Raw genomic sequence first — 23,115 nt, forward strand, 5'->3', positions numbered from 1 at the left:
TCACCTGCACCAAATTTTCAGCAAGAGATCTTGCCTTCCAGTTCATAAATTAAAATGAAAAAAGGACGGTTAACATACCGTCCTGTCCTTTTTAGATCTATAACTTTGTGAGCACCACATCACTTGGTACCTACCCGCTTAGCCAGTTCAGTCAGATCATGCCCTTTCAAAGCTCCTTCAACCAATTCCGGCAGCAAGCTTGGTGTACAAGCGAAGCATGGGGTTCCATCCCGCGCTAGAATCTTAGCAAGATTCTCATCATAGAAGGGCTGGCCTTGATCAGATAGCGCGAGCAGGCACATCGTCCTTACCCCTGCTTCCCTTAGCTCCTTCATCCGGCGGATGAGCGCTCCACGATTGCCGCCTTCATACAAGTCGGACACAATGATGAACAATGTCTTCTTCGGCTCCGATATGTACTGCTCACAATACGCCACAGATTTGTTAATATCCGTTCCACCGCCCAATTGAATCCCGAACAGCATGTCAACCGGATCATTAGCACACTGTTCTGTCAGATCAACCACTTCGGTATCGAATACGACAACCCGTGTATCCAACGATGGTATTGATGCAAATATTGACCCGATTACAGACGCCCAAATTACGGAGTCCGCCATCGATCCGCTCTGGTCGATATCTACGATGACCGTCCATTCTTTATTGCGCTGCGCGCGGTCGAAGAAATAGAACCGCTCCGGAATGATTTGCTTCCGCTCCATGTCATAATGCTTCAGATTACGCGAAATAGTTCTCTTCCAATCGATACCGCTTACAGACGGAAGCGGAGAATGCTGTCTTCGATTCAGCGCCCCCGTAACCGCTCGGCGTATGTCACTTTCAAGCAGCTTCACGAGTTCATCCACAACCGCCTGTACAAGCATGCGAGCCGTATCCTTCGTCTTCTCAGGGATTTTGCCCTTCAATGACAGCAATGTGCCCACTAATTGAATATCTGGCTTTACTTGCGCCAGAACCTCCGGCTCGAACAGCAGCTGCTTCCATCCTTTTCGCTCCATCGCATCATGCTGAATAATCGATACGACATCTTCAGGGAAGAAGGAACGTACATCTCCAAGCCATTTTGATAAGCGCGGTGCCGATTGGCCAAGTCCTGCTCCCTTCCTGCCAGCGGAAGAACTGGATTCGGCCTGCGAATCACTCGTCTCGTCATAGATAGCCGCCAATGCTTGATCCATGATCTGTTCTTCTTCCGACAGATCGGTACAGCCATTCACGGAATAGCTGGATAGCTGCGCTTCAGCTGGCTGGCCGAGGATGAGCCGCCAACGTGTAAGTGCTTGTGATTCAGCGAATGTGCTCATGTTATATGTCCCCAAAATCAAAATCATTCAATTCGTCAATCATGCTCGCTTCTTCCTCCTTCAACTCACCCATAAGCAGCTCTTCGGCCTGTTCGGGTTGGACGCCCCACAATTCCCCAAGCAGCTCGGCAATCATCGCCTTCTCTCTCGGATCGAATGTGCTGAATGCTCGCCGCAGGAAGACGAGTGCTCTTACAAACTCATTATCATCCAGAGATAGAATATATTCATTCAACTGCTCCCAGAGCGTCATGCGTGACAACAACGCATATCGATTGCGCATTGATAATCCTTCGAACCACCCCGCACCCAGCTCTGCTGGGATACCTGGGGACAAGCGGCGTGACACCTCCTCTGCACATTGCTGTGCAGAGATGACGTTGCGTTCCATCAATATGGCACAGGCAAATCCGCACAACCGTGGATTCCGATCATCCCGCTCTGCCAAGTGTTGCAATTCTTGCAGCCATAGCGCTTCATCAACCCGTTCGCTATGATCGAGTGATATGCTGTTCAACTCGTTCATAGCGATGATCATGGCATTGGCAGCCTCATCATTGCAGCTGCTAGCATCGAGCAGGAACAGACAAGCGCGGAAGAACAGCTGCTCCAGCAGTGGCAGCAATGGCGTCATATCCATACGTCTTATATCGCCGTAACGGATAATCATAGACAGGTCTCTTGCCGCCGCTGCAATCTGAACGACATCCCGACTATCCACTGCCAGCCGCTGCAGCGCTTGACGAGCGGCTTCCATCTGCGTCAGCATGCCGCACTCGCAAGCGACGCGGATTAGCTTGGATGCCTCGTTAATCGTTACGCAGCTATCCAGCCTCTGCTGAAGCTTGTAGGCAGCAGCCACCTCAACTGTCTCTCCCAGCAACGTGGATTCGACAACTTCAATCTCCACTTCCGGCGTCCATTGAAGTACCCAATGCTCGGCCCAGGTTGCTTGCTCTTGTGGGCTCGGCTTCTGCTTCGCAAGCGATATACCAAGCAGAGTCAGCCGATGGAATAGAAATGAGCGATTCAAGTCAAGAAATGCAGACTCTTCCGAACTGACACGACGATTCTCGCGCAGATCAAGCGCGAGATCGGTCGCCACGGCCGTCTTGTACTTCTCCAGCTTCAGCTTGCGCAGCCAACGGTTCAGGTCATCCTGAATCGGTGTCTGGCTAACGCCATCAGCAAGCGATCCAATTGCAGTTCCGATATCAACTCGCACTAATGCTTCTGCGATGACGGACAGTTCACCGCGACCGAGCAATGTAAGTGCCGCGTCACGTAAATCCAGCAAGGTCGGCGCACTCCCTCCGTGTAAGGAGGCAAGCGATTGCGCCAGACGTACGGCCTCAATTACCTCTGCTGTAGAGCGATGCGTCCCTGATTTGCGCAGTGAACGAGCAACAGCGGATAAATAATGCATCGGCAGATCAGCAAGCGTGCCGTCCAGCATATGCTCCCACATCATCTGGAAGTAGCCAGGCGCATGATTACCCGCTCCATAACCTGAGCGTGAGGACAATCGATAATAGGAATAAGGCATCAGGGTAAGTTTCGAGCTCCGCTTCGGCAGCTGCGCCACTTCTTCATCCGTCATCGCTGCCGTTAGATCCACCAGTGCAGAAGCATGATACGCACCGCATATAACGACGATTTTTTCAGGAGCATGGCCTGCGTTTATCGTGTCTTGGATGTTCCGCCGCATATATGCTTCTCTGATCGCGTTGTAGGCATATTCCGTGCGATCGGTCAGTCGTTCTGTCTCTTCTGTTAACAGCCGCATCTCAGCGGAAAAAGCCAATATGGAATCACGATAGGCACCCGGGTTCAAGTTGTGCTCGTAGTTTCGTTCCCAATACGTATCATAGTCAGGCTCCCCTGCAAGCTCGGCAATTCGGCCGTAAATCGAGCGGTGTTCCCCTTCCTGTATCCGTTGTTCAGATGATTCAGTCTCCATGCTGTCACTTTCCTCATCAGCAGAATCTGCGCGATGCCGTGTTTCCTGCAAAGCAAGCGTTACAGAGGATGGAAGATCGATAAATGCAGCTTGTGCGCCATGTTGCTCTGCCCATCTCATGGCTTGCAGCTCTGGCGAATAAGCGGAAAATGGCCACATGACCGTCCGCACGGGCAAGTCATCCGTAAAGGCCAAAATGGCGATAGGCGGCTTCGTTACTTCGTTCGTCAAATGACAGATGACCGGCGTCGCATCCGAGGGGCCTTCGATAAGCACAGCTGTAGGCTGTATCCGCTCCAGTTCATCCAACATATGCTTCGCGCCGCCCGGCGATAAGTGCCGAACCCCGAATATGTTCACGGCAGAAGCCGCAACCACGCTCATCACTCGTTCAGCTCCTTACAAGCCGTGTATAGTCCGCGCCATTCCGCGCCGCGCTTTTTCATCACGTTGTCGAGATATTCCTTCCAGACGAGTTTATCCTTGACATCATCCTTCACGATGGCTCCCTGTAGACCAGCCGCCAAGTCCTCATCGCTCAGTTCTCCGCTTCCGAAGCTTGCTGCAAGCGCCATGCTGTTCGTGAGCAGGGATATCGCTTCTGCCGTCGATATGACACCCGCCGGAGACTTCACCTTCTCCTTTCTGTCAACCGTCATGCCGCTGCGCAGCTCACGGAATATGGTTACAACCTTGTGAAGCGCCTCATCAGAAGGAGCAGCTGTCTGCAAATCATAAGCGGAAGCGATCTCCTGAACGCGCTTCTTCACGATCTCAACCTCGGTATTCATATCCGATGGCGTTGGCAGCACAATAATATTGAATCGGCGCTTCAGGGCAGCCGACATCTCATTGACTCCGCGATCTCTTGTATTTGCTGTCGCAATGATGGAGAAACCCTTGCGCGCATTTACTTCCTTGCCGAGCTCAGGCACAGATATTGTCTTCTCCGAAAGTATCGAGATAAGTGCATCCTGCACCTCAGAGGCGCAGCGAGATATTTCCTCAAATCTAGCGATCCCACCAGCCTCCATCGCCCGCATAATTGGGCTCTGAACAAGCGCTTCCGGCGTAGGTCCGTTCGCAAGGAGCATCGCGTAATTCCACGAGTACCGTACATGTTCTTCGCTCGTTCCAGCAGTTCCTTGTACGACAAGACCGGAATTACCGTAAATAGCGGCAGTCAAATTCTCGGAAAGCCATGACTTGGCTGTACCCGGTTCCCCGATCAGAAGGAGTGCTCGGTCTGTCACAAGTGTTGCAATCGCCATTTCCACTAATCGTCTGTTGCCGATATATTTGGGTGTAATTGTCGTCTTTCCTGCCTTGCCTCCCGTGATGAACGTGAGCACCGCTTGCGGAGACATTTGCCATCCTGTTGGAATCTTTCCTTTGTCCGCCTTGCGTAGTGCCGCAATCTCATCCTCATACAAGCGCTCGGCTGAGAGTCGCATGATATCCTGCATTTGCTGTTGGCTCGTTGCCATCTCATCATCTCCCCTGACGTTTAAGCTCGTTGCACGCACCTGTCTTATAACTCTGACAATGCGCCCACGATTCTTCAATTTCCGTGTTAGAAGGAATCAGCGCTATACCGATTCTGACGCAACCACTGCTTGCTTCTTCTCCATCTGTTCCACGACATAGCGCAGTTGTTCGCCAGCCGTATACTTGTATATAGGAAGAACCTCTGACAAGCGAGCGTGATACGAAGCTGGCAGCTCATATATGCGTTCATACACATTTCCATCAAATGTGTAACAATTCGAATTTTTTTTGTTCTCGATAGCCCCCACTAAAGCTTCCCACATTACTTCTTCAGGCACGTCAGATCGTTTCAATCCAGACAAAATCAAGCCAGCGTACGTATTGCGGAATTCAGGATGCTGCTCCAACTTCCTCAACATAAACTTGGCGCTTATTTCGTGTCCCGGCCGTGCAAAAGCACATACGAGCTCAAGCTCATTCTGCTCAATGAACCAATCCAGCCAGCGCTCATCCCATGCAGCAAGAATAAGCGGAAGTGGTTGAATGACAATCGTGTATAGTGACATCATTCCGTTGGAATAGCTCCACTCTGCAGGCACCTCAACATATTCTCTGGACAGTACCAGTGCTTCGATTGTGGAGCACAGTTCCTTCTTCCTTCTCTGCATCTCTTTGTTCGTCTGCATCTTCCATTTGTTCCGCATCGATTCTACATAGTGATCGTACATTGCCTCTGGTGATAACAGATTGAACGAGGCGCGAACAGCATAAGACATGAAGCGTACGTCAAGATCTTCAATTTTTCGCAAATGAGCAAGTGCCTCTTCCGAATTCTCTGTCTCCATATACCAAGCGACAGTGTGGAGCAGCTCCAGCCATTGGAAAGGTCTATATTCTTCATAGCGGCCCACGAAATTCGCATATACGTCGTAGAGTTCTGCGCACCGCTTTTCATGCAATGCACGAACTACATATCGGATCCTCGTCCAAGCCGCCTCCAGCTTCTTCTTATCGTCTGCTAGTTCCAACGCTGCGCTCAAATCGCGATCCAAATCCTGCACCAACTGGGCAGTCAGCTGCGGATGATCACATTCAGCTGCCGCTTCTGAGGCAAGTTCAATATCCTTGCTGGCAAACGCTTCATGCAAGCGTGCCACCGCTCTGTCTGTTCCATAGTTCGCAAGCGTATGATACGCGGATTCTCGAATCGCTTTCTTCTTCTCCTTCGTCCAATCAAGAACCGATTCTTCATATTGGATATAGGCTGACAACAATCGGATTGCTGTCGCTCTCACTTCATCCGAGCCGGACTGTGCCGCTTCATAGATAAACGATGCCACGTCTTCTCCGCCGACGGTACCGATGACACGAAGCTTTCTCGCTTCCAGCTTGCCGCCATCGATTTGGAATGTCTTCATCAGATGTGGTACGACTTGCGATCCGTAGGAAGGAAGAATCTTATCCGTAGTTAGATCAGCAATTTCCGTATACGGGTCTCCAAGGGCTGCAATCGCATACTGGAGCAAGCGCAGATCGGCGAACATTCCGTCCTCGAATGCCTGCAAGATCACTTCATAGCGTCCTCCGCCTGTTGTCGTTAATGCTTCTTGCACCGCCGCCAGCTTGCGGTAAGACAGCTTCGTAGACAGATTGCTCGGATAGCTCTCCATGTCAGTCAACTGCCCTGCCGGAGCCGAGCTTCCCTGCGTATATAAGACGGAATGAAGGAGCATTCCAATGTCCTGCAGCGTCTCCGCTGAAGACTGCTCCTTGCCCGCAGGAGGCTCAATTAATGATGCAATTCCTTCTGCCAGCCGCTTGAAAATGGGGGCCCGCTCACCTAGCTGCTGGAACTGCGGAAGTAGTCGTTTTAGACGGAAGTCGCCGACTGCCAAATCACTGCCTGCAATATACAGTCGCCGTACTTCTTGATGAAGCTCTTGCAACAATGCTGTACTCATGGCCAATCCTCCTTAATACATGAGACGGATCATTTCCGCATCCTTCATTATTGTTAATGGCTGTGCAAGCAATCGTCCGCTTGCAAGTCGGTGCTCGAACATGACCAGCATAGAAGCATCCTTCGTCCAATCAGCAGGGAGCAGCGGGAGCAGAGACACTGTGGAATGATGAGAAGCGCACACATCATCCAGCACGATCTGCTGGCCCGCTTCATCCAACAATACATATTCATTCTGATCTGTCTGCTTTATGTCTGACACATGAAGGAGCATCACTGGATTTTTATCGCCGAGCGGATTTTTCAGCTGATTTTTCACTTTCTTGAGTACATCAGCATACGAACGCTGTGCATGTGCGGACAAGCATTCCACATCTTCCGCTCCTACTACTCTAGTAATCAATTCATCCCAGCGTACTCTGCGATTCATCTCTCCCGGATATCGATAGAGCGTCTTCACTTGTGCAACATCGAAGAAGCTATCATCTGCACGCATTTGCTTAGCCGCCTTATACGGACGATACTGCATCGTGCGATGAATATCACCAGTTTCTCTCTCCATCCAATAGCCCTGATCGACATATTCTTGTCGAGCTTGATCATCGTAGCTGAGGAAGGAGAGTTGAATAAGCTCCACATTCTCGCTCATCAATCCGCATTCTTTCAATTCGTTAAGCTGCCATGCATGACCCAGCCACTCTTCTACGGTGCTCTCGTGATCCAGTGCCAGTTCCGGATCATCCAGCTTCGCAGTCAGATGGCTCCGCCCCTTCTTAATGAAGGCATGTAGGAGAGTCAACTGCTCCATTACATTGGTATAGATGGTTTCTCGATCTTCATCACTCGATAAATATAAGGCCAGTCTGCGTAGTTCATTCTGCGCTCCAGGCAAATAGTGATTCCCTAGCTGCTTGGCATGATCCTGAATCATCTTAATCGTCTTCGTATCAATCGTACCGATGCCCCCGCGCACGAGCGACAGCACCAGCTTCTCTAACGTCTCCAGTCCGTCCAGCTGTGCCTGAACTTTCTTCTTCAGCGCGGACTTGTTTACTTTCTTCGGCTTCGGCTCAGCACCATCCGCTGCTTGTTGCTGCTTCTTCTCTTCGCGTTTCTCGGCCTTCTCCCGCTTGGAGAGGATATCCTCAGGCACAGGCGCTGTTGCGAATTCCCCTCCGCCTACATAAGCATATAGCAGCCCAAGCGCATGCTTGCATGGCAGCTGCCTGCTTGGACAGGAACAGCGCAGAATTGGCTTCTCAGGCTGGATGAAGTCTGCCGAGCATTGATAATTCGATTTGCCGCTGCCCGAGCATTCCCCAAATAAGAGTGAACCGTCCTCTGAGCGGTTCAACTGTACGAAGCTCCGCTTTTTCACGAGCCCCTGTCCATTCTTGATGGCTGAGGCGTTCGGGGCAAGTGAATCTACGTATGACTCTGTAATTTCGATCATGTTGATTTCCTCCTATCTGTCCAATGTCAACTATCCTTTTTATGTACTCGATTCCTATTCATACAACCACTTGCCAAAGTAATGTTCAACCGCATGATCGGAATACCCATCCACTCCACGCCAGTTTACAACAGCGAAGAAGTCGTTTTTCCCACCCCTGCCTGGCCTGTTCTCCGAACCAGCTCGCAGCACACCCGCATAAGACAAAATTTCCATCATCACATCGCGTTCCTGTTTATTGGATGGCAGCACATTGCTTAAGTTCTTCTCCAATTGACGCGCAGCATCGCTAGGCTGGCAGCTTTTTATCGCGGTCAGCATATGTTTGAGAATGGTCACGTCCTCTTCCGTAACGTCAACTGTCCCTTCTGCTAGGAGCTGTTCCAGATCTAATAGACAATATAGGATATGGTTAAGACGAACGCCTCCCCATTTCATCCGCTCGAAATTCAGAACATTGATATCTTCATCCGTATAGGATTCAAGAACGGCAATCCCGCTCTTGTCACATTCATAGCAATCCCCATACATCGCATATGTGCTGCTCTTGCATCTACCGATATTGCTCTCAAATGGATGGGGTAGCAAACTATGTGTTAGTGCCCAACTGGAGAGCGCACTTCGCAAATGCACCTTACGCGTAGACAGGCTATGCAGGAAGGCTTGTGCCACCATCTCCTTCGTAATCAATTTATGCAATTCTACGATGTGCAGCACACATTCATCGTGACTCATTGTCACGGGATCGAACATCAGACCTTTGTCCTTAGCGTACTCGAAATCCTCCCCAGCGAACGTTATCGTACGAGTATCTTTCCATCCCGCACTGCTCCAGAACGTTTTCATTAGTATCTGCTTCGCCTTCTTGTCCACTCCGTCCTCCTTCAAATTTACCGCATTCGTGTCATTTTGATGAAAGTCTGCGAACATACGTTTCCTTTGATTGTGAAAAAAAACGCCGAAAGCAGTGCTTCGACGAATCTCTTCTTCATAATAACGAATTTATAAGCTCACAGAACAGGTCTCTTAGTCCCATTCCTTTCGTTTCTTCATTGCAAATTTATAGGAATATAGTACCACCTGCATATTCAGAACTACTTATAGATTGTTCTCGCGAGTGCGATCACAGCCATTATGCCCCTCTCCAATAGCTTACCTCCCCTAGTGGATATAAACAGTTATAGTACGTGTTGACCTGCGATTTCTTCCAATAACATGAATAATCCCCTCCAACATTATTGGAGAGGGATCATAAAAGTAAAATTCCTTCGTTTCTACTTTATCGGTTCATGCAACCATGAGATCATGATATCGTCTGTCCTCGAGCTTTATCCCAAGCAGATTTGAAAGCTGCAATGCTTGAAAATCGTTGTTCTCTATCCAGCTGAACGGCTTGCAGAGCGACCTCATACAGCGCTTGTCCTGCTTCCCAGCGTTCCAAAGCGTGATTTCGTTCCCCACCTAACAGTCCAAAAGCAATAGCTCCTAAATTGTACACATTCGTTCGGGAATCGATCAACGCGCCTAATTCGAATTCCTCTGGCGATTTGGATCGTACCGCTCCCCAGTATTGTTCCCCGATATCATTGATCGCAGGAGATCTCCGATAAAAGTCGATGTCACAAATCTTCGTTCGATCGGTAGTGAAATCATATAAGATACTACCATCATAAAAGTCTACTGCCACATATCCCTGTGCTTCCACATGCTCATGAAATGAAAAAATGACATCCAATGAGTTCAGTCGCTGCTGCATGGGAAGATGCCGATGTCGATAAAATGGAGATCTTGGATCATGATACTTAGCCGGCGGTGGGAATGACCAGTGAGAATGCAGACATTCCCCTTCGAACCACTCAAATACGGCTGCATATCCACCACCCTGAACCTCAAAGTGTTCCACGAGTTCAATCAAGTTCGGATGCTTCAGTTCCGTATATAATGGAACCGCCGCTTTTAACCGCTCGATGGCGGCTTCCGGCTCGCCCGTATATTCCATCGTTCTAGCACCTGCATATTTAATAAATCGCTTGCGTCCTTTTTGCTCAACGCCAAACGCAATATTCCCAGAATCCTGCTCGTCGAATACGCAGAATGCATGTCCATACTTGTAAATCCAATCGAAAGAATGAGCTTCCTTGAGCTCAAATGATACATTTCCTAGCTGAAGCGTTACAGAAGTGAATGATTGTGTTGTCACGATGCTTCCCCTCTCATCCTATCGGGGCTGCCGCAGTTTCGTGGGCTACTTATGCGTTGACCCCATCTCGTTGATACACCCAATTCATATTCGTCATTTTTGCCATAGCACAACGCCTCCTTCACTTTTCACGTTCCACCACCGTATCACATTCATAAACCGCGTACAATAGAAATCCGATTAGGCTTGCTTCCTTTCTATCACAACATCGTTGTACACTCTCAACGGCCTGTCCTCGAAGAAATCGATAATCATCTCATTGAAAATATCTCTGCGCATTGTGCTCAGCGGATCGTAAGCATCTCTGAACAAGGCAAGTGTTGCATGATTGATATGATCATAAATGGTACGAGACCCTTTCCCCTCGTCAATACCAGTCATTACCTTTCCTTCTCCTCCCATGACTAAAACTGGTGACTGAATGCGGTACAGTTCATTCGTATGCGCCGGGAAAGGAGCCGTCTTCATAGCAAGGAGCATCTTCTTATCGATTGAGAAAGAATTGCGTAAAATTCGCTGTGTATATGGATCATCCTTATAAAACTTCATCATGAGATTCACGATCGTACGGTAAGGAAGCAGGCTGAAAATAAAATTGGAAATGGACAGCACCCAGCCTGCTGCAACCGTCGGCATTTCACTATAGCTGTTCGATATGACTAGCTTATCTATATATTGTGGATACCGGATTGCAAGCAGGGTCGCCAATTGTCCGCCCTGCGAGACACCGATGACATGTACTTTGTTCAGCCCAAGCTCATCCAAGAAACACTTCAAATCTTCAACAATAACGTAATGATCATATTTGCCCTCTGGAAATTCCTTAGTAGAATCGCCATGCCCCCTATAATCCGGCATTATCATGCTGTACCGTTCGGAGAAGGCTTCGAATTGCGGCTCCCACATTCGCCATGATGATCCACTGCCATGTAGGAATAAGACAGGCGAACCCTTCCCCTTACTCTGATAATGCATGAGCATCCCATTCACAGCTACCTTCGGCATGATGTTGTCTCCCCCTAGTTATGACTGTCCTTATGTTGACGTTGTTCCTGCCACTGAACTAGAATTTGCTTCATTTGATGGACGACAAAATCAAAAAACTCGATGCTTTCATCCATTTTCATTTTTGCTTGTTCATCCGATGCGATGGACTTCGCCCGCCTCACATAATCCCCCATCATTCCCCCTTGCGCAATGCTCGTATGCAAAATCGACGTCCAAGCATCCGGATGCAGTTCATAGTAATCCCGTTTGCTTCCAGGGATACCTACTTTGCGAAACAAGGACACTTGAACCCCTTGACGAACAGATAAGGATGCTGTGCCTTTACTAATCTGCAAGTCCAGCACCATCTGATCAAGCGAACGCGGTTCTCCTGCTAACAACAGATAGCCCCATATTTTCCCGAGTGAGCGTGCACCTCCTGACGATTCGATATAGGTTCCGAAATCCTCGATCAAGGACTGCTGAGCATCGTTCAGCTTGAAATTTCTCATGACAACACCTTCCAATGTTTAATTCATTTAATATATATTAAACAAAGAAAATAAAAAAATTCAATCCTCTTTTTCTTTTTTCGACGTAACAATCATGAGTGAAGAAAATATCTGGTATAATTCATAAAAATAAAGGTGAAACAGTCCATTGCGCGATAAGAACTCAAATTAGATAAATAGACTGATTGGGGTGAATGTTATGAAATCCGAACTGCGAGCGATTGATTATTCGCTTCCCAACAAACGCAGTACAAGGTATACCATTTTATTGATTCTATCATTGTTTCTCGTATCTACAAATTTGCGAGCCGCGATTACGTCCATTTCTCCGCTGCTGGAAGACATTCAGAGAGATTTGGGAATGAACGGGATATCGGTCAGCCTGCTAACGTCCATACCACTGTTCTGCATGGGAATATTCGCTCCTATGGCGGCCAGCTTGAGCGATCGATTGGGAATGGAAAGAGCGATCACCGTGTGCATCGGACTAATCGGCATCGCGACGGCCGCTCGCTTCTTCGCCGTCACCTCCTTCCTGCTCTTGCTTACCGCATTGCTTGCCGGTATCGGGATTGCGGTTGCCGGTCCGCTGATCTCTGGTTTCATCAAGCATCATTTCCCTGCTCACGCCTCATCGATAGTCGGCGTCTATTTAACCGGCATGGGCATCGGCGCTTCGATCAGCTCCGCCTTCGCGATACCGATTGAGCGTGCCGCACACGGATCATGGAGCACGGCGCTTGGCATCTGGTCCATTTTCGCGGTTATCGGGATACTTGCGTGGTGGCCGATTATTCGCAAGCATGCGTTAACTGACCATCACGATGCATCGTCTCGCAAGCAATCGAGCAAGCTTCCGTGGAATAATAAGCAAGCATGGCTGTTCCTCATTATTTTTGGACTGCAATCCGGCATCTACTACACCGCTGCTACCTGGCTTGCCCCCCGTGCTCAGGAGATTGGGATGGATGCGGCAACTGCTGGGACGCTAGTAACAGTATATTCGATCATGCAGATGATCGCAGGCTTGGTGACGCCGCTTATGTTGAATCGTACCACTTCTCGCAAGTCATGGCTGTTAGCCTTTTCCATATGCAGTCTGGCAGGGTGCAGCGCGCTTTCTTATTTTCCTGCCGAGGTGAATCCATTTCTGTCGGCAGCAGTAATGGGGATTGGAGCGGGCGGCCTGTTCTCGATTGCGTTAATCCTGCCTCTCGATGTAACAAGCACTTCGCGCGACGCAAGTCTATGGACGGCAATGATTCAGTTCGGCGGATATTTGATAGGCGGATTACTCCCCTTGGTTTCCGGAGTATTTTACGACATCGGCGGAAGCTATCAAGCCTCCTTTCTCATTCTAATCTTCACCAGTCTGATTCTTATCGCGGTATCCGTATTCTACCGCGGCAAGCGGTACACGCATTATCCGCAACAATAAGACGGTTGCTCTTCCATCGAGAGGAGCAACCGTCTTATTGTTGATTATCGCATCCTTGCCTGCCTTATTCGTCTTTGTCCACATCGATATCCTTCACTTCTTCTGGAAGTTCCTTCGAAGCGCCAGGTACATCACGTTGCTTGTAACGAATCTCTTCCGATGAGTAAACACCAATATGCACGCTTCCCCCGTTGGCAAAGGCTCGGATCAATATCGGTTGATTGTAATGATTATGGAAGGTAAAGTCAGGTCCATTCCAGCTTACCGTTGCATCACGACCAGGCGGCACATAGGTTACATTCCTTGAGTGGGAGTAGCGCTTCACAATCTGAAGCCCTGCGCGGTCGACAGCGTTGAACAGGGTGGATGATATCTGACATATACCGCCCCCTATTCCTTCTGACAATTCCCCCTTCACGATGATAGGCGCACGCACATACCCTCTCTCTTGCGTGCGCTGCCCAACAACTTCATTAAAGGAGAACGTCTCTCCTGGAAATAGGACGTGATTGTTAATCGCCTCTGCAGCAAGCTTTATATTCATCGAACGGTTTTTATTGTTCGTATTATAGTAGGTTGTGTACTGGCCAATTATCTTCTCACGAATATGCGATAGGAGTTCACTGTCTACTTTTGGATAGACAATCTGCATCGGCACCTCTATCCTCATTGAACCGCTGTTGACGATGTATTTATAAAACTGCTCGATAAATGCTTCTCGATCCAGCCTCATCCCATTTTTCTCGGGAATAATCCCACCATAACCATTCAATGCTGCATTAATCGGAGCAATGGCTACTTGGCGATCTATCGCTGTCATCAGCTTGTCTAATTGTTGCTCGTTCACAATAGCAGCACCAGGAAGTAAATAATCCGCACGGTGAGCAGATGCAATTTGTTGGCCATGATGTCCAATAAGGATTGGTTCCGATACGGTTGGCCGTGGGAGCAGCAATAGCACTAACCAGAGAAGTTGCAGATACATGTTATTCTCCTTTATGACAATTCCTCATCCTTGAGGCACATCTGAACCCATTCCGATTGCATGAAATAATTGCCGCTACCTTATCCTTTTCTTATTCCAAACGATATATACATGCTCTACCAGTTCGCGCTGAGTTTTGCATTTTATGACTGTTATTTTCATGACCTTGGTCACTTTATTGTTCATGTTTCCTGAAAATGATATGATATACATACGTAAAGTTAGTACTAACCTATAGACAGAGAGGATTTGTTGCATGGCTAGAGTTCATAAGAAAATGTCCGTTCTAGACATCTTGAAGAGATTCATCTTCATCACGTCTGGTGCAATTCTAATGGGGGTCGCGTTGGAATTGTTCCTCGTCCCTAACAGTGTGATCGATGGCGGAATAACAGGTATCTCCATCGTAATATCCAAGCTAACCGGAATTCCGCTAGGCGTGTTCATCTTCCTTATTAACCTTCCGTTTCTCATCATCGGATACAAGCAAATCGGGAAAACATTTGCATTTTCCACCTTGTACGGAATCATTGTCATGTCTGGAACGACATTTTGGCTGCATCCTTACAGCGCATTCACGAATGAGAAAATCTTGGCGGTACTGTTCGGTGGCTTTATTCTCGGTCTCGGTGTTGGTCTCGTTCTTCGCTTTGGCGGATCACTAGATGGTACTGAAATCGTAGCCATTCTCGTGTCCAAGAAGACTCGGGTGCCAGTTGGTCAAATTATTCTCATTATCAACGTATTCATCTTTATCATAGCTGGATTCGCATTCGGGTGGGATTCAGCCATGTACTCCATCTTTACTTTCTATATTGCTTCGAAGGTGATGGATATCGTCGTTGAGGGCTTGAATGAGTCGAAGTCGGTAACCATCATATCGCAGGAATATGAGGAAGTATCAGAAGCAATTCAGAGCCGCTTGGGTCGAAGCACGACCTTCATCTACGGCAGAGGCGGTTACAGCAAGGAAGATACCCAAATTATCTATTGTGTCGTTACCCGTCTGGAGCTAGCGAAGCTGAAGTCTGTTGTCCAAGAGATTGACAGCAAGGCGTTCATCGCGATCGAAAGTGTATCGGATGTACTCGGCGGCAACTTCCAGAAGAACGATATCCACTAATCACAAATCCCCTGCATGTCTCAGCGCTTCGCTGACGTATGCAGGGGATTCTCTATTTTACATCCCTAATTAGCTTGTGTAGGCACGGTACATGGCATCCAGCAACGTATGAGTATGGTCGCAGCTATATTCCCAGAACATAACGCCAGCAATTCCCTGCTCCATCACATACTTGCACTTGTGCGTTAAGGATTCTGGATCGTCATACGTAATAAAGCTATGTCCGTCGTACAAATATGGAGATTTCGCTTCCTCATCCCAATGACGAACGAATCCATTCTTGTTGATATACTCCGCAACCAGCTTCGTATAATCAGGTCCATACCCACCCGATCCAGGCGCCATTTGCAAGTAGCCATTATTCGTATTCGGCACATCCTTCCACATTCTTGAATAGAAGGCAGCACCGATGACAATCTTCTCTCTAGGCACTCCTGCAGCAGCGAATAACCGTACAGATGCATCTACGCTAATGCGGAACAAGTCGCCAGTCGATGTGTACAAGTTCGTGTGATGCCCCGTCAAGGTTTGGAAGCCGCCGCGCATATCGTATGTCATGAGCTGAATGAAGTCCAAATACGAATGGATCACATCCATTTCCGTACCATCGATATAGTATTGGTCTGCCCCTGCTGCAATCGTCAGCAGATAGTGTCTTCCGTCTGCGTGCCCCTGGGCGTCAAGCACCTCGCGCAGTTCCTTGAGAAGCAAGGTGAAGTTCTGCTTGTCATTCGGGCTGGACGCTATTCCTGCTTCCGAATAGCACGGGTACTCCCAGTCAAGGTCGATGCCATCGAACGGTGCTGTCTCTAAGACCCGCACTGCAGACTCTGCGAACAGTCGTCTTCCTTCTGCTGTCGACGCAGCCTCAGAGAACCCGCCTGCACTCCATCCGCCCACAGACAGTAGAATGAGCAGCTCAGGGTTGTAAGACTTCAATACTTGCAATTGAGACAAATTCTGCAAATGATCAATCGTAATGCGGTCGTTCTTCACATGACCAAATGCCACGTTCAAATGAGTTAGTTTCTTCGCATCTTCTGCTGTAACATTCGGCAGTACAGGATCACCTGCATAACCCGCTAAAATCAGCTTGTTGCTGCTCATGCTGTCGTCTTCCTCTCTACGTTGTGTTCTCTATGATTGCAACTCCCTAGTTGTGTGTAACCACGGCACCGGAACCGCCGTACATATCCAGTTCGCCTTCCAGTTCAATCTTCAATACCGTTACATTCTCATGCGCATCTTCCTGCGTCATATGTATCCATGTTGTACCCGGAATATTGAACCACGGCACACCGCCTTGAATCTCATAAGTTAATTCCTTGCCAGAATGAAGCACCGTAATCTTTTTGATTTTATTCGAGAGACCTTTTAAGCAAACGCTTTCTTTCGGATCATCATATACGAACAAATATAACGTCTGACGATCCTTGGACACGGTACTGCCGCCCAAGTAATAACGAGTATGAATGCCTTCATCCGTCTCATAAATAGCCTCTTCATGCGTCCGAATCCAGTTGCCCAGACCAATGAGCGTCTCTTCCTGGCGCTGCGGAATTGTTCCGTCCTCCATTGGCCCTACATCCAACAGCATATTCCCGCCCATCGTAATGCAGTCACAGAACATTCGAATAATTTGATTCAATGTTTTATAATAATCATCATCGTGCTGGTAGCCCCAAGAGCTGTTAATGGTCGTGCAGAACTCCCATGGCCCTACTGGTCTTGTAATTGGCAAGCCCTGTTCCGGAGTCTTGTAGTCCCCATGCCCTTGAAGCCTGGAGTTAATGATAAGCTCAGGGTTGAACGACAGCAGGTAATCCTTGAACGCTGGCAAATTCCACTGTTCTGCGCTGCGTTCCCAATCCCCGTCGAACCACAGCAGATCCACCTTGCCATAGTCAGTAAGCAATTCACGCAATTGATTGTTATTGAATTCAAGGAAGCGCTGCCATGCCTCTTCATCCTGTACACCATCCGTCGGACTGCAGAAGCGGTTCACTTTGCTCAAATCCTCAGGCACCTTCCCGCCTTCATACACACTTGCATAATCTGGATGTGACCAGTCTATCAAGGAATAGTACATACCAAGCTTAATACCGCGATCTGTAAGCGCCTTGGCATACTCTTTGATCAGATCACGCTTGGCAGGTGTCTTCTTCACAACGTTCAAGTCACTGTACTTCGTATCCCACAATGCAACGCCATCATGATGCTTCGTTGTCAGAACTGCATATTTCGCGCCAGACTTCTCGAAGAGGTCTGCCCACTTGTCTGCATCGAACTTGCTTGCCGTAAATCCATCGAGCTGCTTCATGTAGTCTTCATACGACACTCTTCCATTATAGAAAGACCAGGATTCTGAAATCCCATCGACCGCATAAATGCCATAATGAATGAAAATCCCAAGCTTCGCTTTCTCAAACCACGGTTGTACCATTGTTGTGCCCTCCCATATTCTAGTTGTACAATTCGTATTATCGCACATTTTGGTAGAAAAGTGTTAGCGAAAACATTCCGCGCCACACCTAACTTTTTCACAGTTAGATGTGGCGCGGAATCCAAGTGGCAGACACGCCATATTGGGTTGTTGAAGCCTGGTTATTTCGTAATATCAATAAAGCCTTCTCCGAACACATCCCTAACATCATGAATCGTAATAAATGCATCCTTATCTGTTGCTCGGACGATTTTCTTCAGGGTTGATACTTCCTGCTTACTAATAACAATGTACAGTACTTGCTTCCGATCCTTCGTATAATAACCATGACCTTCCAGCACCGTCACTCCACGATCCATGACGACATTCACTTGCTCCGCGATCCGATCATGCTCCACGGAAATAATCGTAACTGCCTTCTTCGGATTCAATCCTTCGATAATGAAATCCATCACTTTCGTCCCTACATACAGCATCGCAATAGTTAGCATCAAGCCTTGCGGTCCAATGATGAAGAACGACGCGAATGCCACAATGAGGTCGAAGAACAATAATGCGTAACTTACATTCCAATCCAAATACTTGTTCATAATGCGAGCCAAAATCGTCGAGCCTGCTGTTGTGCCCCCAACTCGGATGATAAGACCGATCCCGACACCTGCGAAAATACCGCCAAAAATCGCATTGATCATGAGCTCATTGGATGCAATCCTCCAGCTCTCCGTCAAATGCAGGAATAATGAGTTGAACACAACTGCAATGATGGTATAGATCGTCGTTTTCTTATCCAAGAATTTGTAGCCAACGACTAGCAATACCGCATTTAAGATCAAGTTCATCAACCCTGGTGACCATTCAAACAGATAGTAGAGAATAATGGTAACCCCTGTTACCCCGCCCTCACCGAAATCATTGGGGATGACAAACAAGTTAACTGCTAATGCAAAAATGAAAGCGCCTGCGATAATGATAGCAATATCCGTAATTCTTTTTTTCATGAAAGCCCGTCCTTTATGTATGAAAATCATCTGTCCGAATTATCTCATCAAACTAAAGCAGTGAAAATTGATTCATGAATATACGGGTGTTCCCCTAGTATGGATATACATGCAGCCGGTACATTAAGTATTCCGCTCTTATGACACGACAATACAAAAACAACTGAGCGTTCCCACTCAGTTGTTCTTGCATCATTCCTTGCAATCCTTATCATCTTATGCAAAGATATCGGATTGTTTGACACGATCGTTCAGCATTGTAAAGTCTTTGTCTTGCAAAGGCTCTACCTTACCTTTTTGATATCCGCTTCCCTTCGTGGAGAAGAAGTCATGTGTACTTGTTTCGGTACGGATACCGTTCAAGACAACGGGGTTAACATCTTCTTCTGGGAAGTATGGCTCAAAGCCCAAGTTCATGAGCGCTTTGTTACCGTTGTAACGAATGTACTTCTTCACTTCATGTGTAAGTCCAATTGCATCATACAGCTGCTCGGTGTATTCAAGCTCGTTCTCGTACAATTCAAGCATCAGCTTGTTCACGAATTGGGACAACTCACGCTGTACGTCCGCACTTTGCTTATTGTAAATTTCCTGTGCAAGCAAGCCTACAAACACGCCATGGACGCTCTCGTCGCGGATGATCAGCTTAATGATCTCACCGCTTGCTACCATCTTGCCTTGTCCAGCCAAGTACAGTGGATAGAAGAAGCCGGAATAGAACAGAAAGCTCTCCAAGAATACCGATGCTACCATCGCTTTGTACAAGCTGATTGGATCGTTGTCTTGAATACCCTTATATAGGCCGTCAATGATTGCTGTCTTCTTCTGCAGGTGCTTATTGTCTTTTACCCAATCGAATGTCTCATCAATCATTGCTGTGCTAGCAACCGTCGTAAAGATGGTGCTGTAGCTTTTCGCATGAATTTCTTCCATTGCCGCTTGGAAGATCAGAATTGCCTTCTTCTGCTTCCCTTCTACATGCTGCGCAATAACCGGCATTCCCACGTTCCCTTGTTCTGTATCCAGCAAAGTCAAGCCGCCAAGCACATGCATATAGGCAAGTTTCTCATCATCGGACATTTTCGTCCAAGACTTCAAGTCTTTCGAGATTGGAATCTCCGTATCAAGCCAGAATTGGGACGTATTTTGCGTCCACAGCATTTCCATATAATCCGATTCAGGTCTGTTCCAGTTAACAGCTTCAAAGTTTCTCATCTACGAATCTCCTTCTAGAGGTAATTCAAAAAGACCGCTTTTTTATCACGAAGTAATATACACAGTGATCGGTGCTGAAAACCATCCTTTTTGAACTCTCATTTAATGCAGGTTGCGCTCAATTAGACAACGCAGCTTACACACTCATCGATTGTTTTCTTCTTCGTACGTGTATAGTAGAGCGTCTTAAGCCCCTTCTTCTGTGCGTAAATATAATATTTTGCAAGATCACGAGTCGTCAGATCATCCTTAACAAACAGTACCGTTGAGATCGCTTGGTCAATATGAACTTGAACATCCGCAACCAAGTCAATCAGGTTGAACATATCCATGTCATATGCTTCTTTGTAATAGAAGTAGTTCTCATCGTTAATGTAAGGCATTGGATAGATCGTCTTGGAATCTCCGTACTCACGCTCCTCGATGCGCTGAGTAATCGGTGCGATCGAAGCTGTTGACGACTGCAAGTACGAGATAGAGCCTGTAGGTGCGATTGCCAGACGGTATGCATGGTACAAGCCATGCTCCATCACTTGCTCCTTCAAGCGAGCCCAGTCTTCCAATGTAGGCATCGTGTGACCTTCGAACAATTCCTTCACGCGATCTGTCTTCGGAGTGAAGTCCGTGTTCAAGTATCTATCGAAATATGCGCCGCTCGCATATTCACTCTTGTCAAAGTCCGTGAACGTCACGCCGCGCTCTTTCGCAATCAGCATGGAACGTTCCAAGGAATAGAAGTTCAGCATCATGAAGAACGCACGCACGAAGTCTCTTGCTTCCATGGACTCATATGCAATCTTGTTCTTCGCCAAGTAACCGTGCAAGTTCATTGCACCAAGGCCTACCGAATGAAGCTCACGGTTCGCCTTCGCTACGGATGGAACGATGCTGATATTGCTGCGGTCAGATACTTCTGTCAGTGCGTCCATAGAACGATGAACCGTATCACGCATCCGCTTATTCTTCATGACGTTAACAATGTTAAGTGAACCCAAGTTACAGGAAATATCGCGGTTAATCTCATCCTCAATGCCGTAATCGTTAATCGTGGACACTTCACTAAGCTGTGCGATCTCACTGCACAGGTTGGAGAATTTAACCTTACCGATTTCTTTAAGGGCATGATATTCATTCGTGTTATCTACGAACATGATATATGGGTAACCAGATTCCATCTGAATCTGTGCAATTTTCAAAACTAGGTCGCGAGCGACAATTTTCTTTTTGCGGACTTTCGGATTGTCTACGAGCTCATCATACATTTCGGAGAGATCCATATCATCCAAATGCTTGCCATATGCTTGGAATACCGTGTGCGGATAGAACAAGTACATGTCTTTATCCTGCTCAACAAGCTCGAAGAACTTGTTCGGAGCAACGACGCCGAGCGACAAAGTCTTAATGCGGATTTTCTCATCACTGTTGATTTTCTTCGTATCCAGGAATTCATGGATGTCAGCATGGAATACGTTCAAGTATACAACGCCGCTTCCGTCACGCTGTCCCAATTGGTTTGCGTAGGAGAAAGCATCCTCAAACAATTTCATAACTGGGAGTACGCCGCTTGCTTTACCGTCCAGCCCTTTGATCTGCTCGCCTGCACCGCGAATCTTGCTCAAGTTCAAGCTCACACCGCCGCCAATTTTACTTAACTGAAGTGCGGAGTTGATCGCAAATCCGATCGAGTTCATGGAATCGTTGACTTCGAGCAGGAAGCAGCTGACAAGCTCTCCTCTGCGCTTCTTCCCTGCATTCAGGAAGGTTGGCGTTGCTGGCTGATACTCTTGTGCAATCAACAGATCTGCATATTCGAATGCTTTGTTCATATCTCCGCTCGCTAAGAACAAGGATACAACCGCCAGTCTGTCTTCATAACGTTCCAAGAACTTCGTATCATCATTCGTCTTCATCGCGTAGTTATTGTAGAACTTGAACGCGCTCATGAAGGATGGGAAGCGGAATTTCTTCGAGTACAGGAACTCGTACAATTTCTTAATATCTTTAAATTCATATTGGTCGAAAATCTCTTTCTCATAGTAATCATTTTCGATCAAATAATGAATCTTCTCTTCAAGGTTATGGAAAAACACTGTATTTTGATTGACATAATCGACGAAATAGCTCTTTGCTGCCTCGTGATCCTTGCCAAATTGAAATTTACCGTCCTTCTGAACCATGATTTCATTGTTAAGCTGTATCCATTTTGGTATCAAAGTCATGGACCTCCCGAATAAAGTTGTCTACATCTCGTTTTGTCCCGCTGAGTTCAAACTTCATCAGTACGGGGACGGAGTATTCTCTGGAAATATGGTCAGCTGCAAGCCCATACCGAGTGCCCCAGTTCATGTTGCCGCTGGCCGCGACACCTTGGAGCAAATGACTGTGTTCTTCCAGAAACTCTTGCGTGGACTGTGGAACTTGTCCGAACCCGGTCGTGTACGTAATCAGGATAAAGGGTTCATTAAGCTTGGTGTCAGGGGTGACACGAACACACTCCAAATCCAATTTATCGACGAATCGTTTCACGTTACCCGTCTTCGAATCGTAAGCGATAAGCACGTGATCCCTCCGTTGTTCGACTAGTTTGCAAATGGAACGAACAAAAAATGCTCATTCAAAAACAAGGATCAAAACGATCGACACGATGCGTACCCTAATTTCGTGTATGCTGTCGCTTTAATCTCTCAATCTCTGAATAGGCATGTTCTTAGAATCTGGCGCGATGCGCCGCTCGATTCCAATTGCTGTCACAATATATAGTGTATGTATCGCATTCAACTAACTATATATAGTTCGCTATAGAATCATATACAATTTTAAGAGAAATGGCAAGGTCCATTTTATGACGCTTTCTCTATCAAATTTCATGTCGACTATTGGCACAAAACATTACTATCGTACCACACCTCAGACGAATATTGGAGATCATTTATTTTGGAATTGTAGAGAAATACATGATAAAAAAATTCGATAATTCCCCTTTTCAGCGACGGGATGGCGATCTCCCCAATCTCAACTTTTTTATTTA

The 23,115-nt window shown here is 47.4% G+C and carries 18 protein-coding genes; 2 read left to right on the forward strand and 16 right to left on the reverse strand.

Annotated features, from left to right (window positions below):
• Window positions 1–119: 119 nt before the first annotated feature.
• From ABN764_RS14305 to ABN764_RS14345, 9 genes are all read right to left on the reverse strand, one after another.
• Complete coding sequence (locus ABN764_RS14305) at window positions 120–1,325, reverse strand: VWA domain-containing protein (protein ID WP_446672288.1); 1,206 nt, start codon at window positions 1,323–1,325, stop codon at window positions 120–122.
• 1 nt (window position 1,326) lies between these two features.
• Window positions 1,327–3,669 carry a DUF5682 family protein gene (locus tag ABN764_RS14310; protein ID WP_446672546.1) on the reverse strand — a complete coding sequence of 781 codons (2,343 nt, stop codon included), beginning with the start codon at window positions 3,667–3,669 and terminating at the stop codon, window positions 1,327–1,329.
• Window positions 3,669–4,772 carry an AAA family ATPase gene (locus tag ABN764_RS14315; RefSeq protein WP_036590943.1) on the reverse strand — a complete coding sequence of 368 codons (1,104 nt, stop codon included), beginning with the start codon at window positions 4,770–4,772 and terminating at the stop codon, window positions 3,669–3,671. The genes ABN764_RS14310 and ABN764_RS14315 overlap by 1 nt, the downstream gene beginning before the upstream one ends.
• Before the next feature lie 102 nt (window positions 4,773–4,874).
• Entirely contained in the window at window positions 4,875–6,734 is a 1,860-nt protein-coding gene (locus tag ABN764_RS14320) for a HEAT repeat domain-containing protein (RefSeq protein WP_446672289.1), read from the reverse strand.
• 12 nt (window positions 6,735–6,746) lie between these two features.
• Complete coding sequence (locus ABN764_RS14325; RefSeq protein WP_138185605.1) at window positions 6,747–8,186, reverse strand: SWIM zinc finger family protein; 1,440 nt, start codon at window positions 8,184–8,186, stop codon at window positions 6,747–6,749.
• A 54-nt stretch (window positions 8,187–8,240) separates the two neighbouring features.
• A complete protein-coding gene (locus ABN764_RS14330; RefSeq protein WP_446672290.1) occupies window positions 8,241–9,059 on the reverse strand; it encodes a hypothetical protein in 819 nt (272 codons plus the stop codon).
• Window positions 9,060–9,489: 430 nt separating this feature from the next.
• On the reverse strand, window positions 9,490–10,389 hold the full coding sequence (locus tag ABN764_RS14335; protein ID WP_446672547.1) for a serine/threonine-protein kinase: 900 nt from the start codon (window positions 10,387–10,389) through the stop codon (window positions 9,490–9,492).
• Between the two features lie 177 nt (window positions 10,390–10,566).
• Window positions 10,567–11,391, reverse strand: a complete 825-nt coding sequence (locus tag ABN764_RS14340; RefSeq protein WP_446672291.1) for an alpha/beta fold hydrolase — start codon at window positions 11,389–11,391, stop codon at window positions 10,567–10,569.
• A gap of 14 nt (window positions 11,392–11,405) precedes the next feature.
• Window positions 11,406–11,885, reverse strand: coding sequence for a GbsR/MarR family transcriptional regulator (locus ABN764_RS14345; RefSeq protein ID WP_446672292.1), 480 nt, complete (start codon window positions 11,883–11,885; stop codon window positions 11,406–11,408).
• 199 nt (window positions 11,886–12,084) lie between these two features.
• On the opposite strand from ABN764_RS14345, the gene ABN764_RS14350 reads away from it, so the two are divergent.
• Window positions 12,085–13,323, forward strand: coding sequence for an MFS transporter (locus tag ABN764_RS14350; protein ID WP_446672293.1), 1,239 nt, complete (start codon window positions 12,085–12,087; stop codon window positions 13,321–13,323).
• Between the two features lie 64 nt (window positions 13,324–13,387).
• On the opposite strand, the gene ABN764_RS14355 is transcribed toward ABN764_RS14350, so the two are convergent.
• Window positions 13,388–14,308: a VanW family protein gene (locus ABN764_RS14355; protein ID WP_446672294.1), complete on the reverse strand. Its 921-nt coding sequence runs from the start codon at window positions 14,306–14,308 to the stop codon at window positions 13,388–13,390.
• Between the two features lie 256 nt (window positions 14,309–14,564).
• Between ABN764_RS14355 and ABN764_RS14360 the strand changes: the two genes are divergently transcribed.
• Window positions 14,565–15,431, forward strand: coding sequence for a YitT family protein (locus ABN764_RS14360; RefSeq protein ID WP_021253633.1), 867 nt, complete (start codon window positions 14,565–14,567; stop codon window positions 15,429–15,431).
• A 69-nt stretch (window positions 15,432–15,500) separates the two neighbouring features.
• Here the strand turns inward: ABN764_RS14360 and ABN764_RS14365 are convergent, their stop codons facing one another.
• The 6 genes from ABN764_RS14365 to nrdI all read right to left on the reverse strand — a co-directional run bounded on the left by ABN764_RS14365 (window position 15,501) and on the right by nrdI (window position 22,646).
• A complete protein-coding gene (locus ABN764_RS14365; RefSeq protein ID WP_446672295.1) occupies window positions 15,501–16,538 on the reverse strand; it encodes a glycoside hydrolase family 18 protein in 1,038 nt (345 codons plus the stop codon).
• Between the two features lie 46 nt (window positions 16,539–16,584).
• Entirely contained in the window at window positions 16,585–17,874 is a 1,290-nt protein-coding gene (locus tag ABN764_RS14370) for an alpha-L-fucosidase (protein ID WP_021253635.1), read from the reverse strand.
• A gap of 161 nt (window positions 17,875–18,035) precedes the next feature.
• Window positions 18,036–18,872 (reverse strand): YitT family protein, encoded by an 837-nt coding sequence (locus tag ABN764_RS14375; RefSeq protein WP_065291164.1) that lies wholly within the window; start codon window positions 18,870–18,872, stop codon window positions 18,036–18,038.
• A gap of 216 nt (window positions 18,873–19,088) precedes the next feature.
• A complete protein-coding gene (nrdF, locus tag ABN764_RS14380) occupies window positions 19,089–20,087 on the reverse strand; it encodes a class 1b ribonucleoside-diphosphate reductase subunit beta (protein ID WP_174809012.1) in 999 nt (332 codons plus the stop codon).
• Between the two features lie 122 nt (window positions 20,088–20,209).
• Window positions 20,210–22,306, reverse strand: a complete 2,097-nt coding sequence (gene nrdE, locus ABN764_RS14385; RefSeq protein WP_036590950.1) for a class 1b ribonucleoside-diphosphate reductase subunit alpha — start codon at window positions 22,304–22,306, stop codon at window positions 20,210–20,212.
• Window positions 22,275–22,646 carry a class Ib ribonucleoside-diphosphate reductase assembly flavoprotein NrdI gene (nrdI, locus tag ABN764_RS14390; RefSeq protein WP_021253639.1) on the reverse strand — a complete coding sequence of 124 codons (372 nt, stop codon included), beginning with the start codon at window positions 22,644–22,646 and terminating at the stop codon, window positions 22,275–22,277. The genes nrdE and nrdI overlap by 32 nt, the downstream gene beginning before the upstream one ends.
• Window positions 22,647–23,115 lie beyond the last annotated feature (469 nt).

Origin of the sequence: Paenibacillus wuxiensis (assembly GCF_040195695.1) — a bacterium.
In the GTDB taxonomy this organism is placed as follows: domain Bacteria; phylum Bacillota; class Bacilli; order Paenibacillales; family Paenibacillaceae; genus Paenibacillus_B; species Paenibacillus_B suaedae.

Coding starts and splice junctions, on each gene's coding strand:
- ABN764_RS14375 (WP_065291164.1), bottom strand. CDS start 18,872: ATGAAAAAAAGAATTACGGATATTGCTATCATTATCGCAGGCGCTTTC.
- ABN764_RS14320 (WP_446672289.1), bottom strand. CDS start 6,734: ATGAGTACAGCATTGTTGCAAGAGCTTCATCAAGAAGTACGGCGACTG.
- ABN764_RS14365 (WP_446672295.1), bottom strand. CDS start 16,538: ATGAGCAGCAACAAGCTGATTTTAGCGGGTTATGCAGGTGATCCTGTA.
- ABN764_RS14370 (WP_021253635.1), bottom strand. CDS start 17,874: ATGGTACAACCGTGGTTTGAGAAAGCGAAGCTTGGGATTTTCATTCAT.
- ABN764_RS14315 (WP_036590943.1), bottom strand. CDS start 4,772: ATGGCAACGAGCCAACAGCAAATGCAGGATATCATGCGACTCTCAGCC.
- ABN764_RS14350 (WP_446672293.1), top strand. CDS start 12,085: ATGAAATCCGAACTGCGAGCGATTGATTATTCGCTTCCCAACAAACGC.
- ABN764_RS14310 (WP_446672546.1), bottom strand. CDS start 3,669: ATGAGCGTGGTTGCGGCTTCTGCCGTGAACATATTCGGGGTTCGGCAC.
- nrdE (WP_036590950.1), bottom strand. CDS start 22,306: ATGACTTTGATACCAAAATGGATACAGCTTAACAATGAAATCATGGTT.
- ABN764_RS14305 (WP_446672288.1), bottom strand. CDS start 1,325: ATGAGCACATTCGCTGAATCACAAGCACTTACACGTTGGCGGCTCATC.
- ABN764_RS14325 (WP_138185605.1), bottom strand. CDS start 8,186: ATGATCGAAATTACAGAGTCATACGTAGATTCACTTGCCCCGAACGCC.
- nrdF (WP_174809012.1), bottom strand. CDS start 20,087: ATGAGAAACTTTGAAGCTGTTAACTGGAACAGACCTGAATCGGATTAT.
- ABN764_RS14340 (WP_446672291.1), bottom strand. CDS start 11,391: ATGCCGAAGGTAGCTGTGAATGGGATGCTCATGCATTATCAGAGTAAG.
- ABN764_RS14355 (WP_446672294.1), bottom strand. CDS start 14,308: ATGTATCTGCAACTTCTCTGGTTAGTGCTATTGCTGCTCCCACGGCCA.
- ABN764_RS14345 (WP_446672292.1), bottom strand. CDS start 11,885: ATGAGAAATTTCAAGCTGAACGATGCTCAGCAGTCCTTGATCGAGGAT.
- ABN764_RS14360 (WP_021253633.1), top strand. CDS start 14,565: ATGGCTAGAGTTCATAAGAAAATGTCCGTTCTAGACATCTTGAAGAGA.